Consider the following 19,000-nt stretch of genomic DNA (forward strand, 5'->3'; position numbering starts at 1 on the left):
CTTGTCGTACTTGTCCTCCAGCTTGCGGGCGAGGACCGCCTCACGCAGCTTCCGGGCGTACGAGATCTGGGCCTGCTCGGTGGCGATCTTGATGTACTGCTGGGTGATCGTCGAACCACCCTGCGACTCGTCGCTGGTCAGGTTCTTCCAGGCGGCCCGCATGATGCCCGTGTAGGACACGCCGTGGTGGTCGAAGAAGTCCTTGTCCTCACCGGCGATCAAGGCGAGCCGGGACTTCTCCGGAATGAGGTTCATCGGGACGTTGATCCGGTTCGCGGTGCCGAGCTGGGCGATCTGCTTACCGGTGACGGCCATGATCATCGTCGTCTGCGCGGTCTTGAAGTTCTCGGGCAGGAACTCGTCGACACTGTCGAAGTAGTACGTCGTGGCGATCGCGCCACCGCCGAAGACGATGAGCAGCGCCGCGAACGACGCGAGGAGAATCTTGGTACGCCGGGCCTTCTTCGCCTTCCCGCCCGGCTTCCCCGCCGACTTCCCCTCGGTGCTTCCGTCCGGCTTCCCGTCCGGCGAGGTGCGCCGAGACTGGGCGCGGCCCACTCGTTCCGGCCCACCTGGCCCGTCCGTCGCACTAGGACCCGCCGGCCGTACGCTCGCCCGGCCGGTCGGAGGAATGGGGGCGGCAGGAACCGAAGCGCGCCCCGCCGACCCGGGCACGTTCGCCCGGCCGACCGAGGCCCGTCCCGTCGCGGCCGGGACAGTACCGGGAACAGAGCCCGGAACTGAGCCCGGACTTGAGCCCGGGACCGGGCCAGGAACCGGGTTAGGGACGGAAGCCGGGATCGAGCCTGGGACCGAGGCCGACCCTACGTGCGCCTGTCCCCGTGCGGGGCCGTCGTCATCCGCTGGAGTCTGCGAATGATCCTGGTCGCCGTACATCGTCATCTGTCACACCGCTTCCGTTCCTGTGCGGCCCGATTCGCCACCGCCCCTTTTCTACGACGCGATTTCGCCACCGGGAGGTTGCCGCCAAGATCATTATGACAAGGCGCTGGTCACAGCTCGATGGCGCAGCCTGGTCACGCCTCGGTGGCGGACTCGGCGAGCCCGCGCACCGCGGCCAGGTGGGCGGTGAACGCCGCCGTTCCAGCCGGGGAGAGGCTAACCCAGGTACGCGGGCGCCGCCCGACGTAGCCCTTCTCCACCTGCAGATAGCCGAGTTCCTCCAAGGCCACGATGGCCTTGGACAGGGTGGGGCCGGCGATGTCGCAGCGCTCGGCGATCGTGAGGAAGTCCGCCTGTTCACAGCCGGACAGGAAGGCCGCGACCTTCAAGCGTGGCAGCGTCGCGAACGCTTCGTCGAAGCCGGTCACGAGGACGCGCGCCGGATCCCGGTCAGCGCCACCGCGGTCGCGCTGAGCAAGCAGGCCACACCGAGCGCCCAGCCGACTCCGGCCAGCCCGGCGATCAGCGCCGCCACCGCCGCGGTCGCCAGCGGAATCGTCACCGCCTGCCGAGCCCGGGGCGAGGCGAGCAGCCCGGCCGGTTGCGCGTCGCGCGGGATGTAGCCCTGCCGACGCCAGGTGCGGACGGCGTACAGCGTCAGGGCGATCCAGGCCACGAACAGCGCGATGCCGAGGATGCCGCCCGCCATGCGGACGGGGTTGCGGGCGAACGACGCCAGCCCGGCTACGGCGACGCCACCGACGAGCAGGCTGAGGCTCATCGGCGCGTACCAGCCGGGCGGGTTGAGCGGATCGCCGGCGGCCCGAGCCGAATGGACGGCGTCGAGGGCGGCTTGCGGCGAGAGGGGCTGTTCGTTCATGGCGACAACGTAGCATCTAGTTTCCAGATGGAAACTAGATGCCTTCTGTGACGATGATCATCGGGTGCCCCGGCCGGGTCGGCCGGGGCACCCGAATCGTCCTCAGGCGTCCAGGGCTGCGGTGATCTTGCGGGTCATGTCGGCCAGGGTCGGACTGGCCTGCCCGCCGACCGCTGACTCCACCGCCAGCAGCACGATCTCCCGGTAGTTGGCCGCCTCGGCCGGAGCCTGCGCTGCCAGGAGGGTCATCGACTCGGTCAGCGCCGGCAGCACCCGGTCGGCCAGCTCGGCGACCGACTTGCCGCTCAGGTCCATGCCGCCCTTCTTCTCCGCCAGCACGTGCCCCACCGGGCCGGTGGCCGAGGCCAAGGCGATCGAACCGTTCGTGGCGATCTTGTGCGGCGAGCCACCGGCCGCACCTGCCGCCGCCAGCAGCGACACCGCGCCGTACGCGGCGGTCCGCAGGGTCTGCTTGTCCTGAGTGGTGAAGGTGATGGACATTTCGGTGCCTCCTGTGTCGGCGGTTCGTCGTTCTCTGATGCGACTACGATCGGCCGCCGCCCTGTCGCCGCCCTGTCACCGCTCTGTCACGCCTCCTGACACCGATCGGCCCGCAGCCGCCGAGATAACCTGCGAGGGTGGTGGCACATCCCTCCGTCGACTACCAGGACTCGCCCAGCCTCGTCATCCCGCTCGAGGAGACCTGGGACATCACGACGCACAGCCATCCGCAGCATCAGCTGGTCTGGGCACCGGACAGCGTCCTGGCGATGGAGGCGGACGGGTGCCGCTGGGTGGTGCAGCGCAACCGTGCCCTGTGGATCCCCGGCGGTACGCCGCACGCGGTGCTGATCGGCCGGACCCGAGTCATGATGTCGCTGTACTTCGAGCCGGACGACTGCCCGATCCGGTGGGACGGCCCGACGGTGATCGACGCGACCGGGCTGGTCGGGCCGCTGCTGCGCTACCTGACCGAGTTGTCCGACGCCACCGGCGAGCGTCGCGTACGCGCCAACGCGGTGCTGTGGGATCTGGTCAAGCCGATGGCGGTGACCACACTGCCGACCGTGCTGCCCACCGATCCGCAGGCTCGCCAGGTCGCCCTGGCCATCCGGCGCGATCCGGTGGACGCGCGCGGGCTGGTCGAGTGGGGCCGGGAGGTCGGGGCGTCACCGCGAACCCTGTCGCGCCGATTCCGGGCGGAAACGGGCGTGACCTTCGAGAGCTGGCGGACCTACGAACGGCTCAACGCCGCGTTGCCGCTGCTGGGCGATGGGCTGCCGGTCTCCCGGGTCGCCCGGGCGGTGGGCTACCAGACCGCCAGCGCCTTCATCACGGCGTTCCGGCGCGGAACGGGCATCACCCCCGCCGCGTACTTCGGCGGGAATGATGCCCAGGAAGCCGTGCCCGTCGGCGATCAGCCGACATGACCATCGGCCATCAGCCGACATGACGATCGCCGATCAGCCGAGCTGACCGTCGGCAGCTGGTCCTACGCGGATCGCCGGCGCAGCCCGAACGCCACCGCCGCCAGCACAACCGCGGCGACCGCGATCCACGTGCCCAGCTCGCTCACCGCGTTCAGGCCCGCCGCCGAAGCAGCGTGCGCGAGGTCGGCGAGCAGCGGATCGCCCTGCGCGGCTTGACGGCCGGCTCCTGCGCCGACGGCTTCGGCGAACTGTTCCCGCAACCCGGGCTCGGCGGTGCTGCCCAGGTGCTGCCATCCTTCGGCGGCGCTGTCCGCCGCGGCCTGGCTGAATCGCGCGCCGAGTCCCGCGACGCCCACCGCCATGCCCACCTGGCGCAGGGTGCCGAAGGTCGCGCTGGCCATGCCCGCGTTGCTGGTCGAGGCGAAGGTCAGCGATGCGGCCTGGGTGACGGCAGTGATCGCGCCCAGACCCAGCCCGCCGAGCACCATGCCGCCGACGAAATGGGTCCACGAGTCGCCGGGAGCCACGTCGCCGAGCAGCCAGAGCCCGAGCGCCACGAGCGCCATGGTCGCCGGCAGGGACACCGCGATCGGCACGCGCCGCAGAAGGATCGCCGCCAGCGGGGCCGCCACCAGCGCGCCGAGGCTGATCGGCAGCAGCCGGACGCCCATCTGCAGGGGCGTGTAGCCGAGTGCGCCGATCAGGTACACCGCGAGGAAGTTCGACGCCGCCATCAGCGTGGCCATGTGCGCCACGGAGACGACGGCCGTGCCGGTGAACCCGCGCTTGCGCAGCATGGACACGTCGAGCAACGGATGCGCGGCCCGGAACTGCCACGCCAGGAACGCGCCCAGGAGGACGACCGCGAGCACGGCCAGGCCGATCAGACGCGGTGACGACCAGCCCAGCGCGTTGCCCCGGGTCAGCCCGAACACTCCCGCCACCAGGCCCGCGGTGAGCAAGAACGAGCCCACCCAGTCGGTACGCCGATCGAGCGCGCGCGCCGACCGCGGCATACGCCAGGCGGCCACGGCCGCGATCGCGATGCCGATCGGGACGTTGATCAGGAAGATCGATCGCCAGCCGAACTGGGTGACGAGCAGGCCGCCCAGCACCGGGCCGGCCACCGTGGCCGCCGCCATCACCGCCCCGTAGGCGCCGATCGCCTTCGCCCGCGCCTTCTGGTCGGGGAACGCCTCGGCGAGCAGCGGCAGCGCGGTCGCGAACAGCATCGCGGCGCCGACTCCCTGCACCGCGCGCAGGACGTCGAGCTGCACGATCGTGTCCGCCAGCGTCAACGCCAGCGAGGAAGCGGTGAACAGGATCATGCCGGCGACGAACATGCGCTTACGCCCAAAGCGGTCGGCGGCGGTGGCGAAGGTCAGCAGCACGCCGGCGAGCGGAATCGAGTACGCGTCGATCACCCACTGCAGGCCGTCGATGCCGGCGGAGAAGTCGTGGCGGATGTCCGAGAGCGCGGCGGTGACCACCGTGGCGTCGAGCATCAGCATGAAGATCGCCCCGCAGACCAGCAGGAGCACGAGCCCGGCCCGTCGTGCGGCCGGACTGTCCGATGTGGCTGCCCCGCGGTGCGGCGTGGCTGCGGTCATGGTCATGAGAACCCCAATGTCGCGTCGTTCGAGAAGTGGCTGCGGCGCCGCGAGGACCACGTTGCCAGAAGTTGATCGTGGCGAAAATGACGTACGCGGACAGGCAGTTGCGCGTGGAGGACAGTGGCGGCGACCGGCAACCCCTCGGCGGCCCCAGGCGTCTAGTCGTATGCTGGCGACTCGCGATCTTGCCCTGACGCCCTCATCAGGAGGTATGCACCGGTGATCTCCTCCGTCGCAGCGGCGGCCGTGGCCTTCGTGTTCGCGCTGCTGTGCACCCCGTTCGCGGCCCGGACCCTGGTCAAGCTGCGGGCCGGTCAGCCGATCCGGGACATAAACCCGGAAGCGCACCAGGTCAAACGGGGTACGCCGACGATGGGCGGGCTGGTCTTCGTGATCGGCACCGTGCTCGCGTACATGGTCGGGCACCTGGTGATGAACGTGCTGCCGGACGCGCAGATCGTCCCGCCAGGTCCCACGATGACGGGTTTCGTGCTGCTGGGCCTGATGGTGTTCTGCGGCGGCATCGGGTTCGTCGACGACTTCCTGAAGGTCACGAAGAAGAACACCGCCGGGCTGAGCGGGCGCTGGAAGCTGGTCCTGCAGCTGGCCGTGGGCACCGGGTTCGGCGTCGTCGCACTGGGCTTCCCGAGCACGGCCGGTCTGTCGGTGGGCAGTACGCGGCTGTCGTTCGTCCGCGAGATCAGCTGGCTGGACGTCGGCACGGTCGGCGCAGTCGTCGTGTTCATCGCGATCGTCATGGCGTCGACCAACGCCGTGAACCTCACCGACGGCCTGGACGGCTTGGCCACCGGCACGTCGATCGTGGTGCTGAGCGCGTACGGGTTGATCTCGTTCTGGCAGTATCAGCACTGGTGCGCGGATCCGGCGGCGAACGCGGCCATCTGTTATGAGGCTCGCGACCCGCTGGAGACGGCCCTTGTGGCCGGCGCCGCCGCCGGCGCTCTGCTGGGCTTCCTGTGGTGGAACACGTCACCGGCTCGGATCATCATGGGCGACACCGGTTCCATGGCCCTGGGCGGGCTCATCGCCGGAGAGGCCGTCGCGACGCGGACCGTGCTTCTGCTGCCGATCCTGGCCGGGCTCTTCGTCATCATCACGATGTCGCGGATCATCCAGTACACGTCGTACAAGACGACCGGGCGGCGGGTGTTCCGCTTGTCGCCGCTGCATCACCACTTCGAGATGGTCGGCTGGCACGAGGTCACCATCGTGACCCGGTTCTGGATCATCGCCGGCGCCGGAGTGGTCGCCGCGCTGGGCCTGTTCTACGGAGAGTTCCTCGGCCGGCTGCCCTGATCCACCCGCCGGGCCGCGTCCTGGCCGGGCCGCGTCCTGGCCGGTCGGGGCCGGGTCCTCGACGGCCGGGCCGCTAGAGTGGCTCGACATGGACGATCTCGCGCTGGACCGGCTCATCGCGAAAACCCTGGTCCGGGAGTACGACTGGGACGAGGAGGACGCCGAGGAAGCGGTGGTCGCCTGGCGCGACGGCGGCGGCGAGGGTGGCTGGGACGCCGCCGCCATCGCCGAGGACATCCACCGGGCGTCGGAGGAAGACGAGGACTGACGCTCAGGGCATCAGCCTCGGCCGGCGGTCCGGTCGACGTCAGCGACCGGCTGGAGCCCACCACGTCAGGTGAGCGTCGGCCTCGGCCAGCGGCTCGATGATCTCCCAGGCTTCGGCGATGAGTCCGTCCTGGACGCGCCAGATGTCGACGACGACGATGCCCGGTTCGTCTCCCGGCAGCCGACGGCGGGAGTGCATCATGACGTGGTCGCCGTCGGCGAACAGGTGCTCGATCTCGACCTGCATGCCGTCGAGCGGGACGAGCGCGGCGCGTACGGCGGCGAGCCATGCCGTCTTGGTGGAGTCGTGCCCGTCCGGCCGGTGATGGACGAAGTCGTCGCTGAGGGACTGCGCCAGCGCCTCGACGTCGCCCGTCGCGACGAGCGCGGTCAGCGCCTGCTGGACGATGGTCTTGTTGTCGGCGTACCCGGTCTGTGTGGTCGTCTGTGTGGTCATGGCGTGCAGTGTCGTCGTCCCGCCGGCGGGCTGTCGATGACATCGCATTTCATGGCGTACGCCCGGCGGCGGACGTAGCATCGGCCGTCGTGCACACCGTGGGCGAACTCCTACGCGAGTGGCGGCATCGGCGACGGCTCAGCCAGCTCGATCTGGCGATCGCGGCGAACGTGTCGTCGCGGCACGTGAGCCTGGTGGAGACCGGCAAGTCGCAGCCGAGCGCCGACATGATCATCCGGCTGGCCGAGCACCTCGACGTGCCGCTGCGGGAACGCAATCGGCTGCTGCTCGCCGCGGGCTTCGCCCCCCGGTACGCCGAACGCCCGCTCACCGGGGAACGGCTGTCGGCCGCGTGGGAGGCGATCGGCCGGGTGGTGCGGGCGCACGAGCCCTATCCGGCGCTGGTGGTCGACCGCGGCTGGAACATCCTGCTGGCCAATCGGGCGCTCGACCCGTTCCTCGCGTACGCCGCCCCGGACCTGCTGCAGCCGCCGGTCAACATGCTGCGACTCGGATTCGACGAACGCGGGCTCGCGCCCTATCTGGTCAACCTGGCCGAGGTCCGGTCGGTGCTCCGGGCGCGGCTGGCCCGTCAGCTCACCCGTGCCCCGTCACCCGAGCTGCTGGCGCTCTTCGAGGAGTACCTCGGGTCCCCGTTCAGTGAGGGGGCGGAACGGACCAGCACGGCCGAGATCGCCATCCCGATGATCTTCCGATTCGGTGGTCGGGAGATCCGCCTGTTCTCCACGACCACGTCCTTCGGCACTCCGCTGGACATCACGCTGGACGAGGTCTCGATCGAGTCGTACTACCCGATGGACGACGACAGCGCGGCGTACTTCACACAGCCGAACGACGCAGGTCGGGCCCGCGCGTAGGCCGTTTGTGTAGGCTCTGATCATGGCGGAGACGCAGACCGAGGAACTTGACGACGGCCGCCACCTCGTCGAGATCCCGCACGAGGACGGCCCGGTGACGATCTTGGTGCGGGCTTCGCCCGCCGTCACCGACTTGTTCGCGGCGGACGGCACCCGCGTGGTGACCGCCACCGTGGAGTACCTGCTGGCCCGGCAACGCCCCGACGACCTGCCTCCGCAGCTCGACATCGAGGACGTCCTCGCCGCGTACGACGACTTCGAGGGTGAGATCCGCCGACGCCTCGCCGACGCCTGAGCAGCCGGGGATCGCCCCAGCCGACGACGCCGCAGAGCGCGCTGGGACGATGGTTGTCCACACGAGATTGATCACTTCATACTCTTAAAGATGTTGATCAGTTTGGGTTTCGACGAGCAATTGGAGGCCCTGTACGAACACATCGTGTGCCACCCGCCGATGACCTTGGAGCAGCTGGCGGCGTCAGCACACGGAGGGCCCAACACGCAGACCATGGTCCGGAGGCTTGTCACGCTCGGGCTCGTCGCCTGGCAGCAGACCTCGCCGGTGCGGATCGCCGCCGTGCCGCCGGACGCTTCGCTCGCGCCGCTCTACCACCGGTACGCCCAAGAGCTGGCCGCTCATCGCCATCAGCTGATCGTGCAGGCGGTCGAGGCCAGCGCCTTGGCCCTGCGGGACGACTTGTTCGAGGTCGTCGAGGACCCCGCCGCCATCCGGCGGCTCAACATCGAATTGCAGTACGAGGCGGTCGAACAGGTACGCGGCTGGGATCGGCCGCCGTATGTCGGCATCGCCACTCCGCCGCTGGACGATCCGGTGCAGAACGCCAACATGGCCGAGGGCATCCGCTATCGCATCCTCTACGACCGTTCGGCGTTCGGCGTACTGCAGGATCCGGTGGAACTCGTGCGTTCGCTGAACCGCGGCGAGGAGGCGCGCGTCGGCGACATTCCGCTGAAGATGTATCTGATCGACGAGTCGGTGGCGGTGCTCATCCGGGCCGCCCCGCAGGCGCCCCGCCGGGCGTTGCTCATCCGGGAGCCGACCGTGCTCGCGATGTTGAGCGCGTTGTTCGAGGCGCACTGGGAGCAGGCGATCCCACTGTCGAGCTACGCCTCGTGGGCCGCCGAGGCGTCGGAGCCGACCGCCGCCGAGCGGGAACTGGTGTCGCTGCTGGCATTGGGGATGGCCGATCACGAGATCGCCGAACATCTCGGTACGCACGAACGCACGATCCGGGAACGCGTACAGCGGTTGAAGACCAAACTCGGTGCGCAGTCGCGGTATGAGGCGGGATACCGGGCGGCGCAGTGGGGCTGGCTCGCCCCGGCGGTCGCGTGATGACGGGCACGCCAGACGAGGCAGAGGGTCTCGCCCCCGAGGTCGCGGCCCATCTGCTGGAAGCCGCCGATGCCGACGAGCTGCGGCGATTGGCTGACCGAATCGAGTCGCTGGCCAAGGCGTACCGCATGCATCTGGACGGAGATTGCGCCGTCAGCGTGGTGACCGGCCCCCGGGTCGTGGCCGAACGCATCGCGCAGGCCCAGGCCAAGGTGCGGACCGAGCTTCGCGCTCTGGTGGGGCCGGGGGCCTGGCGGCCGGGGGCGGAGGTCGCCCACCGGATCGTGGCCGTGGAGCCGGACCCGGCCGATCCTGGTTGCCGGAGTCTGCCGACGGTGCCGGTGACCGCTTACCTCGCGGATCATCGGTTCGCCGTGATCGTGACGAACCCCGAGACCGTCATCGTCTCCTATTCGGGGGCCTTGCTGGACGCGACCGGCGCGTTGTTCGAGGCGCTGTGGTCGAAGGCGAACCCGGATCGGGTGCTGAGCGCCGTCGACGCGGAGGTGGCGGAGTTGTTGCTGGCCGGGGCGACGGACGCCGCGATCGCCCGGCACCTCGGGGTCGGGCCGCGGACGGTTCAGCGGCGCATCGCCGAGTTCCATCGGCAGCTCGGCGCGACCACCCGATTCCAGGCGGGCGTGCAGGCGGCGATGCGTGCCGGGGCGGCCGCTGCGCAGGGCCGCCCCGGCTGATCCCACGTCAGCGCAAGCCGTACGCCGCCGGGATCGTCTGAACGATGGTGTTTCCGTCGGTGTCGGTGGCCGACACCCGCAGCGAGACCGTTCCGTCGGTCTGGTCGAGCTGCGGGTAGCGGACCGTCGCGACCTGCTCCCCCGTGCGGGTGGGCGTGGTCGAGGCGGTACGCCACGTCCGGCCGCCGTCATAGCTCAGCTCCACCGTGATCTTCCGGAGCGGAGTCGTGTTGGTGTAGCCGAGATCGTGGTAGCCGGTGATGGTCAGGCGCTGGACGGAGCCGGCCTTGGCCGTGTTGAGGCCGTCCAGGTGACCGTCGTACCGCAGGTACAGCAGGTTCACCCCGGAGCAGGGACCGTAGCCGCCCAGCGTCAGGTTGCAGTTGATCTCCGCCTGGGTCGGCCGGGCCGAGGTGAACGTCCACTCGGTGTTCACCGTGCGGGCGTACTTCTGGTATTCGGCCGGGAGATCGGTGGTGTATTCGCTGGTCATCCGATAGGTCGCCGACTCCGGCGCGAGCCGGAACAACGGATCGCTGTAGCCCCGGAAGAGCCAGTCGGGCAACTTCTCCAGGGCGATCTCCTGGTCACCCCGGAACAGGCGCAGACGCTCGGTCTGGGTCTGGTTCTCACCGCGCACCCAGGAGGTCACGGTGTTGGTGCCTTCGACGTCGGCCAGCTGGTGCACCACCGAGATGGCGTCACCGGCCCGGCAGACCGAACAGGCTCCGTACCAGGGCTCGGTCTTCGGCCCGACCCGGGTGCCCGTGGCGAACGGCTGCGTACCCCAGGTCTCGGCCACCGGGCCCGCGCTCGGGAACACCGTCGACTTGTACTGCGCGTTGGAGTACTTGAGCGTGGGCGGGTTGGAGTCGCCGGTCGTGTACCGCTGGTAGGTCCGGTTCCAGACGAGGTCTTTGCTGACCGGGCCGAAGTACTGCGTGAGGTTGGCGTGCAGGGGCAGGACGAACCGGGTCGGCCAGGCCGACGGGATGTCCTGGTGTCCGGCCGGATTGGCGTACGTGTAGCCGATCCACTGGCCTTTCGGGTAGTCGTAGCCGAACTGGGCGTTCACCTCGGCCACGTCGCGCTTGGTGACGCTGTAGTGCAGCGGTCCCGGAATCCGTCCGTGCTGGTAGAACTTCAGCTGGTACAGGTACGGGCTGAACCACGTGCCGGTGGCCTGGACCGTGACCGATCGCGTACGCGTGGCCTGCTCCAGCGCCTTGCCCTGCTCGGCGTTGACGGTCACGACCGGTACGGCTACCCAGGCGAACGCGCTGTACCACCAGAGCGGCCGCAGTTGGTCGAGGTAGACCATGATGGCGGTCGCACCGGCCGCGGCGACGCCCTTCAGCCGCTCCGCCGGATCGCCCTCACAGGCCTGAACCGTGCAGAGGTCGGACAGGTTCACCAGGGCGAGCTTGCCTCGGACATCCACCTTGGACAGATCTTCGGCGGTGCCGTGGCCGGCGACGACCGTGCTGAGGGACTGCTTCCCGTCGATCATCGGGACCTCGTCCGCGCTCGTCGCCGAGTAGTACGGCGTGATCGTCAGCTTGTTCGCCGTCATGGTCAGCAGCGGTACGCCCATCCGCACCTGCACCGACTGGACGAACGAGCCGAGGGTGGCCTTGCCCGACGGCAGCGACCACAGGTGCTGGCCGGCGCCGATGTTGCCGCTCAGGTAGACGACATTGCCGCCGGCCGAGACGCGCTCGAAGCCCGGCAGCATTTCGTGCACTACCGCCGTCTTCGGCGTCTTGACGGTCACCTCGGTCGCCTTGCGCAGATCCAGCGTGACCGTCTTGTCGCTGTCGACGGTGATCTCCGGCTCGGCGATCGGCAGGAAGTGCACGTCGCCGGTCGCGTCCCGCCACGAGGCGGTGCCGTTGATGCTCCACTTGCCGGTGTACACGGCGGCGCTCATGGTCTGGGCGCCGTTCAGCGGGATCTGGATGTCCAGGTCGGTACGCGCGTCTACCCGGGAGAGCAGGAAACCGCCCGGGCTGAAGTCGACCGCACCGGCCGGCGGGACGATCCGCATCTGCAGGGTGTTCCGGTCGGGCGCCTTGAGCCCGCCGACCGCTGTCCGCACCGTGTCCCCGGACCCGGTCGCCACGATCACGCCGTGGTACCAGGTGTCGAGGCCCGGCTTGGTCACGTCGAAGGTGACGCCGACGTCGGCGGTTCCGTGTGCCGGGACCACCACGCTGTCCCGGTCGAGGGTGAGCATCCCAGCTGGGGCTGGTGTCGAGACGCTCATCGTGAAGGTCGACGTCAGGCTGAGTGAGACGTCGGCGTCGGTGTCGTTGGTGTAGGTCAGCGTCCGGTTGACCGGAGCGGTGTAGGGAGCGCCGATCGCGCCGAAGTCGAGGTTGCCCGACGCGCGTACGCCTTGCTTGGTGGCGGTCGCCACGTCGACCCGGCCCGCGCCGGTGTCCAGCGCGGTCGCCCCGATGCCCTTGGCGGTGCTGGTGAGCGCCGCTTTGAGCTGCTGACCGGTCCACTCAGGATGCTCCTGGGCGAGGATGGCCACCGCCCCGGCGACGTGCGGGGTCGCCATCGAGGTGCCGCTCGCCGAGGTGTAGAGCTCGCCGGGCTCGCCCATCATCTCGCCCGTCGACGAGTGCGCGGCGACGATGTTGACGCCGGGCGCCGAGATGTCCGGCTTCGCGTTCAGCTCACCGGGCGCCGGGCCACGGGACGAGAAGTACGCCACCGCGTCCTGCTTGTCGACGGCGGCCACCGTCAGGGCCGCCGGAGACGATCCCGGCGTACCGATGGTCTTGGGGCTCCAGTTGTTGCCGGCCGCGATGACGAACAGGACGCCGTAGCGCTGCGACAGGTCGGCGACCGCCTGCTCCAGCGGGTCGTCGCCCGGGGTGTCCGTGCCGCCCAGGCTCATGCTGATGACCTTGGCGCCGTTGGCGGCGGCCCACTCCATCCCGGCGACGATCCACGAATAGTCGCCGCCGCCGAAGTTGTCCAGCACCTTGCCGATGAGCAGCTGCGCGCCGGGAGCCACGCCCTTGTACTTACCGCCGGACGCCGCACCGCTGCCGGTGATGGTCGAGGCCACGTGGGTGCCGTGGCCGTGGCCGTCCTGCACGTCCTCGCCCGGCACGAAGGACTGGCTCGCCAGCACCTTGCCCGCGAGGTCGGGGTGGGTCAGGTCGATCCCGGTGTCCAGGATGGCCACCTTGACGCCGGCCCCGGTGAAGCCGGCCGCCCACGCCTCGGGCGCGCCGATCTGCGGCACGCTCTGGTCGAGCGTCGCCGTCGCCTGCGCGTCCAGCCAGACCTTCTGCACTCCACTGGCCGACCGGAGGCTGCTCCACAGGTCCTTGGACTTGGCGCGGTCGATCCGGGTGGCCGCGGCGGCGATGCTGGGCATGCCGCGAACCGCCTCGGTGCCGGGCAGCGCGTCGGTCTTGGCGGCCAGGGACGCCGCGTCCGGGGCGGACTGCTTGCCTCGGCTGTCGATCGACGGGGACTTCGGGTACTGCAGGATCAGCGGCAGCCCGGAGATCCGGTCGTCGGTGTAGCCGGCCTTCGCCAGATATTCGACGTCGAACAGCCGCGCGTCGAGCAGGCCCGATCCGACCAGCTTGAGCGCGTCCGAGGGGTAGACGTGGAAGGCCCCGTTCTCGCGGCCCTCCAGGAACGTAGTCGGCACGCCGCCGGGGCGCGGCGCGACGTAGCTGACCGTCGGCTTGATCCGGCCGTCGGGTCCGGACTCGACGGTCACGACGTCGCCGGTGATCAGGGTGATCTTCTTTGCGCCGCCCGAAGTGGACGACGTGCTGGGGGACATGACGGAAGACGCGGCCGCACCGGTGGGTGCGGCGGACTCGGTGGCGACGGCCACGCCGGGTATGCCGGAGGACAGCAGTAACCCGAGCGTGAGCACACCGGCCGCGTACGCACGCGGCCGCCATCGACGAGGACTCATGGTCGCTCCTTCAACAGACGCTGTGGGGGGTATGGGCGCCCGCTGAAGAGAGTCGCGCAGTTATCGGAATGTATGGAAGATCTTCACGACAGCCGGATTACGCCATGACGTAAACCGGCGGTCGGAGAAGCGAGGTGGGGTCACGCGACCTTCGGCGTACGCCCGGCGGCCGCCCGGGTGGCGTCCGGCGCGGTTCGCATGCCCCGGCGTACGCCGACCTTGATCAGCTCTTCCACGACGAGCAGGGTGGCGGCGAGGCCGATGCTGATCAGCCATTCCCGCCCGCCGAGCGAGGTCGTACCGAAGATGCGGTTGAGGATGTCGAACGCGGTGACGGCGATGATCGCGACCAGGGCGATGCCGTAGCGGCGCAGTTGCTGGGCGGCGGGGATGGCCGCCCGGTCGAAGATCGTGCCGACCTGGTCGCGAGACAGCAGCCCGCCCACGAGGTGGAACAGCGACAACGTGGTGAGCAGCATGGTCGCGCCGAGGACGGGTCCGCCCTGCCGGTCGCCGATCTGGTACGCCACCAGCGACCCGATGGTCATGACCGCCCCTTGTACGCACAGCCGGATCCAGTTGGCGCGCGACAGCACGGGTGCGCCGACCGGCCGGGGCGGGCGTTGCATGAGCCCGGGCGTGGGTTTGTCGAAGCCGAGCGCGATCGCGATCGGGATGTCGATGATCATGTTCAGCCACAGGATCTGCATCGGGTTCAGCGGTGAGCCGGCCGCGATGTTGAGGACTCCGGCGACGAGGAAGATCGCGATGTACGCGACCAGGGTGGACATCTGGAAACGCAGGTACTTGAGCAGGTTGTCGTAGAGGGACCGGCCGTATTCGACCGCGCCGACGATGGTGGCGAAGTTGTCGTCGGTCAGGATCATGACGGCGGCTTCCTTCGACACCTCGGTGCCGGTGATGCCCATCGCGACGCCGATGTCGGCGGCCTTCAACGCGGGCGCGTCGTTGACGCCGTCGCCGGTCATGGCCACCACGTTGCCGCTCTCCTGGAGCAGGCGGACGAGGCGGAGTTTGTCCTCGGGGGCGACACGGGCGATCACGCCGATCCCGGGCAGTTCCTTGAGCAGCTGGTCGTCGGTCATCGCCGAGAACTGCGCTCCGGTCAGGGCGCGGCCTTCGATGCCGAGTTCTCGGGCGATCGCCGCGGCGGTCGTCGCGTGGTCTCCGGTGATCATGCGTACGCGGATGCCGGCCGCCCGGCATTCGGCGATCGCGGCCTTGGCCTCCGGCCGCGGCGGGTCGACGATGCCGACCATCGCCAGCAACGTCAGATCGCGTACCTGTGGGAGATGATCGGCGGCCGGGTCGAACGTGGCCGGATCGAAGTCGCGTTGCGCGACCACCATGACCCGCTCCCCCGCCGCGGCGATCCGGTCGTTCGCCGCCGACGCGAGCGCCTTGTTCTCGGCCGTGACCGGCACGACCGCGCCGGACGGGTCGCGGTAGGACGACGCCTTGGCGATCAGGACGTCCGGCGCGCCTTTGACATAGCAGCGGATCACCGGCTTGCCCGTGTCGTCGGTCATCTCGTGGAAGGTCGCCATGAACTTGTAGTCCGAGTCGAACGGGACCTCGGCGACGCGCGGGAAGCCGGCGCGGGTCTCCTCGATGTTCAGCCCGCCCTTGGCCGCCAGCACGATCAGCGCGCCCTCGGTCGGGTCGCCGATCAGGTTCTCGCCGTCCAGCACGGCGTCGGCGCACAGCGCCATCGGCAGCAGGTAGGGGTCCAGTTCGAAATCGGACCCGCCGACGTGGGTGATCTTGCCGGCGACGCCGTAGCCCTCCCCGCTCACTGTGAACCGTTGCTGCCCGGGAATGACCAGTTCGCGCGCGGTCATCTTGTTCAGCGTCAGGGTTCCGGTCTTGTCCGAACAGATCACCGAGGTCGCGCCGAGCGTCTCGACCGCGGGCAGCCGCTTGACGATCGCGTTGCGGGCGGCGATGTCACGCGTACCGATCGACAGCAGCGCGGTCACCACCGCGGGCAGACCCGTGGGAATCGCGGCCACGGCCAGCGCCACGCCCGTGATGAACACGGTGTCGAACGACTGCCCGCGCACCAGCCCCAGCACCACGACGAAGACCAGGGCCACCGCGGCGATCGTCGCGATGATCTTCGAGAGGCCGTCGAGCTGCTTCTGCAACGGTGTCTTGCCCGCCTCGGTGCCGGCCAGCAGGTGGGCGATATGCCCGATCTCCGTGTCCATCCCGGTCGCGGTCACCACCAGCTCTCCGCGACCTCGCGTCACCGAGGTGTTCATGTACGCCATACAGGTGCGGTCGCCTAGCGCGACGTCGTCGCCGGGGACCACGTCGACCGTCTTGCCGACCGGGAGGCTCTCCCCGGTCAGCGCGGCCTCCTCGATCTCCAGCGTGGCCGCGACACCGACCCGGCCGTCCGCCGGAACCCGGTTACCCGCCTCCAGCAGCACGACGTCACCGGGGACGAGTTGTTCGGCGTCGACCTCGACCGCCTGACCGTCCCGGCGTACGCGGGCGATCGTCTTCATCATCTGTTGCAGCGCGCGTACGCTCTCCTCTGCCTTGGCCTCCTGCCGCAACCCGATGACGGCGTTGAACACGGTGAGCCCGGCCAGCACGATCGTCGTGGACCAGCTCTTGGTCACGATCAGGTTCACCACTGCCGCGGCCAGCAGGATGATCTGCATGAAGTCGCGGTACTGCCGGACGAACGCGGCGACCGCCGACTCCTTCTTCCCGCCCGCCAGCCGGTTGGGGCCGAACCTCGCCAGCCGTTCCTGCGCCTCGGCCGAACTGAGGCCCTGCTCGGGTCGCACTCCGGCGGCTGCGGCGACGTCGGCATACGACCGGGCGTACGCCGGCCCGCCGGGCACGTCCCGCACGCCGGGCTTGCTGTCCACCACCACAGCCCCCACCCCCTCGTCCCCTCCAGATCATCACCGGGGCCGGGGTACGCGACCCTCACCCGGCACGGGTGAAACAGCGGGCCGACTGAGAACGATTACAGGAGGTTACGACGTGTAAAAAGCGCCAACCATAGGCTTCCCGCAATCGGCGGGGATACCCGATTTCGGGCGCGCCACCAGCGCAGATCCGTTGGTAAGGATCTGGTAAAACACGCGTTCTAACGTGAAGGACGAAGTCGGTTTCAGCATTGTCCGGGGGAGTGAAATCGTGCGTCCTGAAAAGCAACCAACAAGCGAACATCGCGTGGAACACCACAGCAACGGCTATCGCAGTTTCTACGTCAACGACCGGGTCTTCGCGCGGTTCCGCGCCGCCGTGCACTGGACCAGCCGCCGGCCCGACGCCATCGGCCGGGCGCCGGAGAACATGTCGACCGCGATCGAGCAGTACATGGAGCAGCTGGCCACCCGTCTGGAGCAGGAGTTCAACAACGGCGAGCAGTTCCCCTCCATCCCACCGCAGCGGCGGCGCCGTCTGCGGGAGGCGCGGTGACCGCCGTACCGCAGAACCACCCGCGCCGGTGGGTCGTCCTCGGCGTGCTGATCGTCAGCCTCCTGGCGGTGGTGCTCGACAACACCGTGCTCAACGTCGCCCTGACCACCCTCGCCGATCCGGCCCACGGCCTGGGGGCGAGCCAGAGCGAACTCGAATGGTCCATCAACTCCTACACCCTCGTGTTCGCCGGATTCCTCCTGTCGCTGGGGACCCTCGGCGACCGGTTCGGCCGCAAGCGGGGAGTCCTGGCCGGGCTGGTGCTGTTCTGCCTCGGCTCGCTCCTGTCGGCGTACGCCCACAGCCCCGCCCAGCTCATCGGGGCCCGGGTGGTCATGGGCCTGGGCGCGGCGGCGATCATGCCGCTGAGCCTGGCGATCGTCACCGGGCTCTTCTCCGAGTCGGACCGGCCGCGAGCGATCGCGGTCTGGTCCGGCTCGGTCGGCATTGGCGTCGCCTTGGGTCCCATCGTCGGCGGCCTGCTGCTGGAGCACTTCTGGTGGGGCTCGGTCTTCCTGATCAACGTCCCGGTGACGGTCGCCGCGTTCGTGGTGATCGCGCTCGTCGTGCCGGAGATGCGGGCCCGGTCCTCGGCCCGGGTCGACGCCATCGGCGCGCTGTTGTCGATCGTCGCGCTGACGTCGCTCACGTACGGGATCATCGACGGCGGCGACCACGGCTTCGACGACGCCCGGCCGTGGCCGTGGCTGGCCGCCGGGGTGCTGCTGCTGGCGGTGTTCGTCTGGTGGGAGGGCCGGGCCGCCGAACCCGCGCTGGATCTGCGCCTGTTCCGCGACGCCCGGTTCAGCGCCGCCAACACCGCCATCAGCCTCGTGTTCTTCGCGGCCATCGGGGCGTTCTTCTTCATCCAGTTCTACCTCCAGCTGGTCCGGGGGTTCTCGCCCCTGAAGGCGGGGCTGCTGGTGACGCCGTTCGCGGTGGCCCAGCTCGTCTTCGCCCCGGCCAGCGCCGCCCTGGTACGCCGGTTCGGCTTCCGCGCGGTGTGCGGGGCCGGGCTGGTGCTGACCGCCGGTGCGCTGGGCGGCACGGTCCAGCTCACCGCCACCACGTCCCTCGTGATCGTCGGTGGGGCCTTCTTCGCCGCCGGGATCGGGATGTCGCTGGTGATGGCGCCGTCGATGGCGTCGGTGATGGCCAGCGTGCCCCGTGACCGGGCCAGCGTCGGCTCGGCGACGGCCAACACGGTTCGCCAGGTGGCCAGCGCGCTCGGCATCGCCGTCGCCGGATCGATCCTGACCCCGCTGTATCGGGCCGGGATCGATCCGCACCTGGCTGGGCTGCCCACGGCGGCCCGGGAGGCGGCGGCCGAGGCGCTGGCCGCCGCCCACGCGGTCGCGCCCTCGCTCGGCCCGGCCGGACCGGCACTGGTGGACGCCGCCGACACCGCCTTCGTCGAGGCGCTGCGGACCACGTTGCTGATCCTCGCCGTCACCGTGCTGGCCGCCACCCCCATCGTCGCCCGCTGGCTACCCGGCCGCCGGCACGAGGACCGGCGGGCGTCCGGCGTACGCCTGAGCGGCGACGGCGGCGGCGACCTCGGCGACACCGCCGGGCTCCCGGAGACGCAGCACGAGGACGCCCACTCCTGAGAGCCAGTCCAGCACCTGCTCGTAGCCCCGCGCGACGGCGGCCAACTGCGCCGCCGACTCGTGGATCTCCGCGCCGCGGCCCCGGCGGTCCAGCCGGGCGATCGCCTGCTCCGGCGGCACGTCGAGCAGCACGACGACGTCCGGCAAGGCGATCGCGAAGGTGTCGGAGAGGT

General features: G+C 69.8%; 17 protein-coding genes. 9 read left to right on the plus strand and 8 right to left on the minus strand.

The features are described from left to right. The 4 genes from AB0M47_RS02970 to AB0M47_RS02985 all read right to left on the minus strand — a co-directional run. Window positions 1–558, minus strand: a 558-nt coding sequence (locus AB0M47_RS02970; protein WP_363407394.1) for a biosynthetic peptidoglycan transglycosylase, incomplete at its 3' end; no start/stop codon positions are given. A gap of 479 nt (window positions 559–1,037) precedes the next feature. Next, window positions 1,038–1,331 carry a transcriptional regulator gene (locus tag AB0M47_RS02975; protein WP_363407397.1) on the minus strand — a complete coding sequence of 98 codons (294 nt, stop codon included), beginning with the start codon at window positions 1,329–1,331 and terminating at the stop codon, window positions 1,038–1,040. Next, on the minus strand, window positions 1,328–1,783 hold the full coding sequence (locus AB0M47_RS02980; RefSeq protein WP_363407400.1) for a hypothetical protein: 456 nt from the start codon (window positions 1,781–1,783) through the stop codon (window positions 1,328–1,330). The genes AB0M47_RS02975 and AB0M47_RS02980 overlap by 4 nt, the downstream gene beginning before the upstream one ends. A 102-nt stretch (window positions 1,784–1,885) precedes the next feature. Beyond that, entirely contained in the window at window positions 1,886–2,284 is a 399-nt protein-coding gene (locus AB0M47_RS02985; protein ID WP_363407403.1) for a hypothetical protein, read from the minus strand. Between the two features lie 137 nt (window positions 2,285–2,421). Between AB0M47_RS02985 and AB0M47_RS02990 the strand changes: the two genes are divergently transcribed. Then, the gene (locus AB0M47_RS02990; RefSeq protein WP_363407406.1) at window positions 2,422–3,213 is read left to right on the plus strand and encodes a helix-turn-helix transcriptional regulator; all 792 of its coding nucleotides are present in this window, start codon (window positions 2,422–2,424) and stop codon (window positions 3,211–3,213) included. 62 nt (window positions 3,214–3,275) lie between these two features. Here the strand turns inward: AB0M47_RS02990 and AB0M47_RS02995 are convergent, their stop codons facing one another. Further along, entirely contained in the window at window positions 3,276–4,829 is a 1,554-nt protein-coding gene (locus tag AB0M47_RS02995; RefSeq protein ID WP_363407409.1) for an MFS transporter, read from the minus strand. 216 nt (window positions 4,830–5,045) lie between these two features. Here AB0M47_RS02995 and mraY point away from each other — a divergent pair, with 216 nt between their 5' ends. Then, window positions 5,046–6,143, plus strand: coding sequence for a phospho-N-acetylmuramoyl-pentapeptide-transferase (gene mraY / locus AB0M47_RS03000; RefSeq protein WP_363407412.1), 1,098 nt, complete (start codon window positions 5,046–5,048; stop codon window positions 6,141–6,143). A gap of 88 nt (window positions 6,144–6,231) precedes the next feature. Further along, a complete protein-coding gene (locus AB0M47_RS03005; RefSeq protein ID WP_363407414.1) occupies window positions 6,232–6,411 on the plus strand; it encodes a hypothetical protein in 180 nt (59 codons plus the stop codon). A gap of 39 nt (window positions 6,412–6,450) precedes the next feature. Here AB0M47_RS03005 and AB0M47_RS03010 read toward each other — a convergent pair whose 3' ends face one another. Further along, on the minus strand, window positions 6,451–6,867 hold the full coding sequence (locus tag AB0M47_RS03010) for a nuclear transport factor 2 family protein (protein ID WP_363407417.1): 417 nt from the start codon (window positions 6,865–6,867) through the stop codon (window positions 6,451–6,453). An 89-nt stretch (window positions 6,868–6,956) separates the two neighbouring features. Here AB0M47_RS03010 and AB0M47_RS03015 point away from each other — a divergent pair, with 89 nt between their 5' ends. The 4 genes from AB0M47_RS03015 to AB0M47_RS03030 all read left to right on the plus strand — a co-directional run bounded on the left by AB0M47_RS03015 (window position 6,957) and on the right by AB0M47_RS03030 (window position 9,797). Then, on the plus strand, window positions 6,957–7,745 hold the full coding sequence (locus AB0M47_RS03015) for a helix-turn-helix transcriptional regulator (RefSeq protein ID WP_363407420.1): 789 nt from the start codon (window positions 6,957–6,959) through the stop codon (window positions 7,743–7,745). Window positions 7,746–7,767: 22 nt separating this feature from the next. After that, window positions 7,768–8,040, plus strand: coding sequence for a hypothetical protein (locus AB0M47_RS03020; protein WP_363407423.1), 273 nt, complete (start codon window positions 7,768–7,770; stop codon window positions 8,038–8,040). A gap of 90 nt (window positions 8,041–8,130) precedes the next feature. Beyond that, window positions 8,131–9,102, plus strand: a complete 972-nt coding sequence (locus AB0M47_RS03025; RefSeq protein ID WP_253753473.1) for a LuxR C-terminal-related transcriptional regulator — start codon at window positions 8,131–8,133, stop codon at window positions 9,100–9,102. Then, window positions 9,102–9,797 (plus strand): helix-turn-helix domain-containing protein, encoded by a 696-nt coding sequence (locus AB0M47_RS03030; RefSeq protein WP_363407426.1) that lies wholly within the window; start codon window positions 9,102–9,104, stop codon window positions 9,795–9,797. Before AB0M47_RS03025 ends, AB0M47_RS03030 begins: the two co-directional genes overlap by 1 nt. Window positions 9,798–9,804: 7 nt before the next feature. On the opposite strand, the gene AB0M47_RS03035 is transcribed toward AB0M47_RS03030, so the two are convergent. Further along, the gene (locus AB0M47_RS03035; RefSeq protein WP_363407429.1) at window positions 9,805–13,752 is read right to left on the minus strand and encodes a S8 family serine peptidase; all 3,948 of its coding nucleotides are present in this window, start codon (window positions 13,750–13,752) and stop codon (window positions 9,805–9,807) included. Window positions 13,753–13,892: 140 nt separating this feature from the next. Further along, window positions 13,893–16,664: an HAD-IC family P-type ATPase gene (locus AB0M47_RS03040; protein WP_363407432.1), complete on the minus strand. Its 2,772-nt coding sequence runs from the start codon at window positions 16,662–16,664 to the stop codon at window positions 13,893–13,895. 304 nt (window positions 16,665–16,968) lie between these two features. On the opposite strand from AB0M47_RS03040, the gene AB0M47_RS03045 reads away from it, so the two are divergent. Together AB0M47_RS03045 and AB0M47_RS03050 are read left to right on the plus strand one after the other, a co-directional pair. Then, the gene (locus AB0M47_RS03045; RefSeq protein WP_363407435.1) at window positions 16,969–17,217 is read left to right on the plus strand and encodes a hypothetical protein; all 249 of its coding nucleotides are present in this window, start codon (window positions 16,969–16,971) and stop codon (window positions 17,215–17,217) included. Then, window positions 17,214–18,827 (plus strand): MFS transporter, encoded by a 1,614-nt coding sequence (locus AB0M47_RS03050; RefSeq protein ID WP_363407438.1) that lies wholly within the window; start codon window positions 17,214–17,216, stop codon window positions 18,825–18,827. The genes AB0M47_RS03045 and AB0M47_RS03050 overlap by 4 nt, the downstream gene beginning before the upstream one ends. Window positions 18,828–19,000 lie beyond the last annotated feature (173 nt).

The organism is Hamadaea sp. NPDC051192, assembly GCF_040682475.1.
In the GTDB taxonomy this organism is placed as follows: domain Bacteria; phylum Actinomycetota; class Actinomycetes; order Mycobacteriales; family Micromonosporaceae; genus Hamadaea; species Hamadaea flava.

What these genes read in the sequence shown, in the direction of transcription:
- AB0M47_RS03020 (WP_363407423.1), top strand. Translation starts at nt 7,768, where the DNA reads ATGGCGGAGACGCAGACCGAGGAACTTGACGACGGCCGCCACCTCGTC.
- AB0M47_RS02980 (WP_363407400.1), bottom strand. Translation starts at nt 1,783, where the DNA reads ATGAACGAACAGCCCCTCTCGCCGCAAGCCGCCCTCGACGCCGTCCAT.
- AB0M47_RS02995 (WP_363407409.1), bottom strand. Translation starts at nt 4,829, where the DNA reads ATGACCATGACCGCAGCCACGCCGCACCGCGGGGCAGCCACATCGGAC.
- AB0M47_RS02985 (WP_363407403.1), bottom strand. Translation starts at nt 2,284, where the DNA reads ATGTCCATCACCTTCACCACTCAGGACAAGCAGACCCTGCGGACCGCC.
- AB0M47_RS03025 (WP_253753473.1), top strand. Translation starts at nt 8,131, where the DNA reads ATGTTGATCAGTTTGGGTTTCGACGAGCAATTGGAGGCCCTGTACGAA.
- AB0M47_RS03010 (WP_363407417.1), bottom strand. Translation starts at nt 6,867, where the DNA reads ATGACCACACAGACGACCACACAGACCGGGTACGCCGACAACAAGACC.
- AB0M47_RS03030 (WP_363407426.1), top strand. Translation starts at nt 9,102, where the DNA reads ATGACGGGCACGCCAGACGAGGCAGAGGGTCTCGCCCCCGAGGTCGCG.
- AB0M47_RS03005 (WP_363407414.1), top strand. Translation starts at nt 6,232, where the DNA reads ATGGACGATCTCGCGCTGGACCGGCTCATCGCGAAAACCCTGGTCCGG.
- AB0M47_RS03035 (WP_363407429.1), bottom strand. Translation starts at nt 13,752, where the DNA reads ATGAGTCCTCGTCGATGGCGGCCGCGTGCGTACGCGGCCGGTGTGCTC.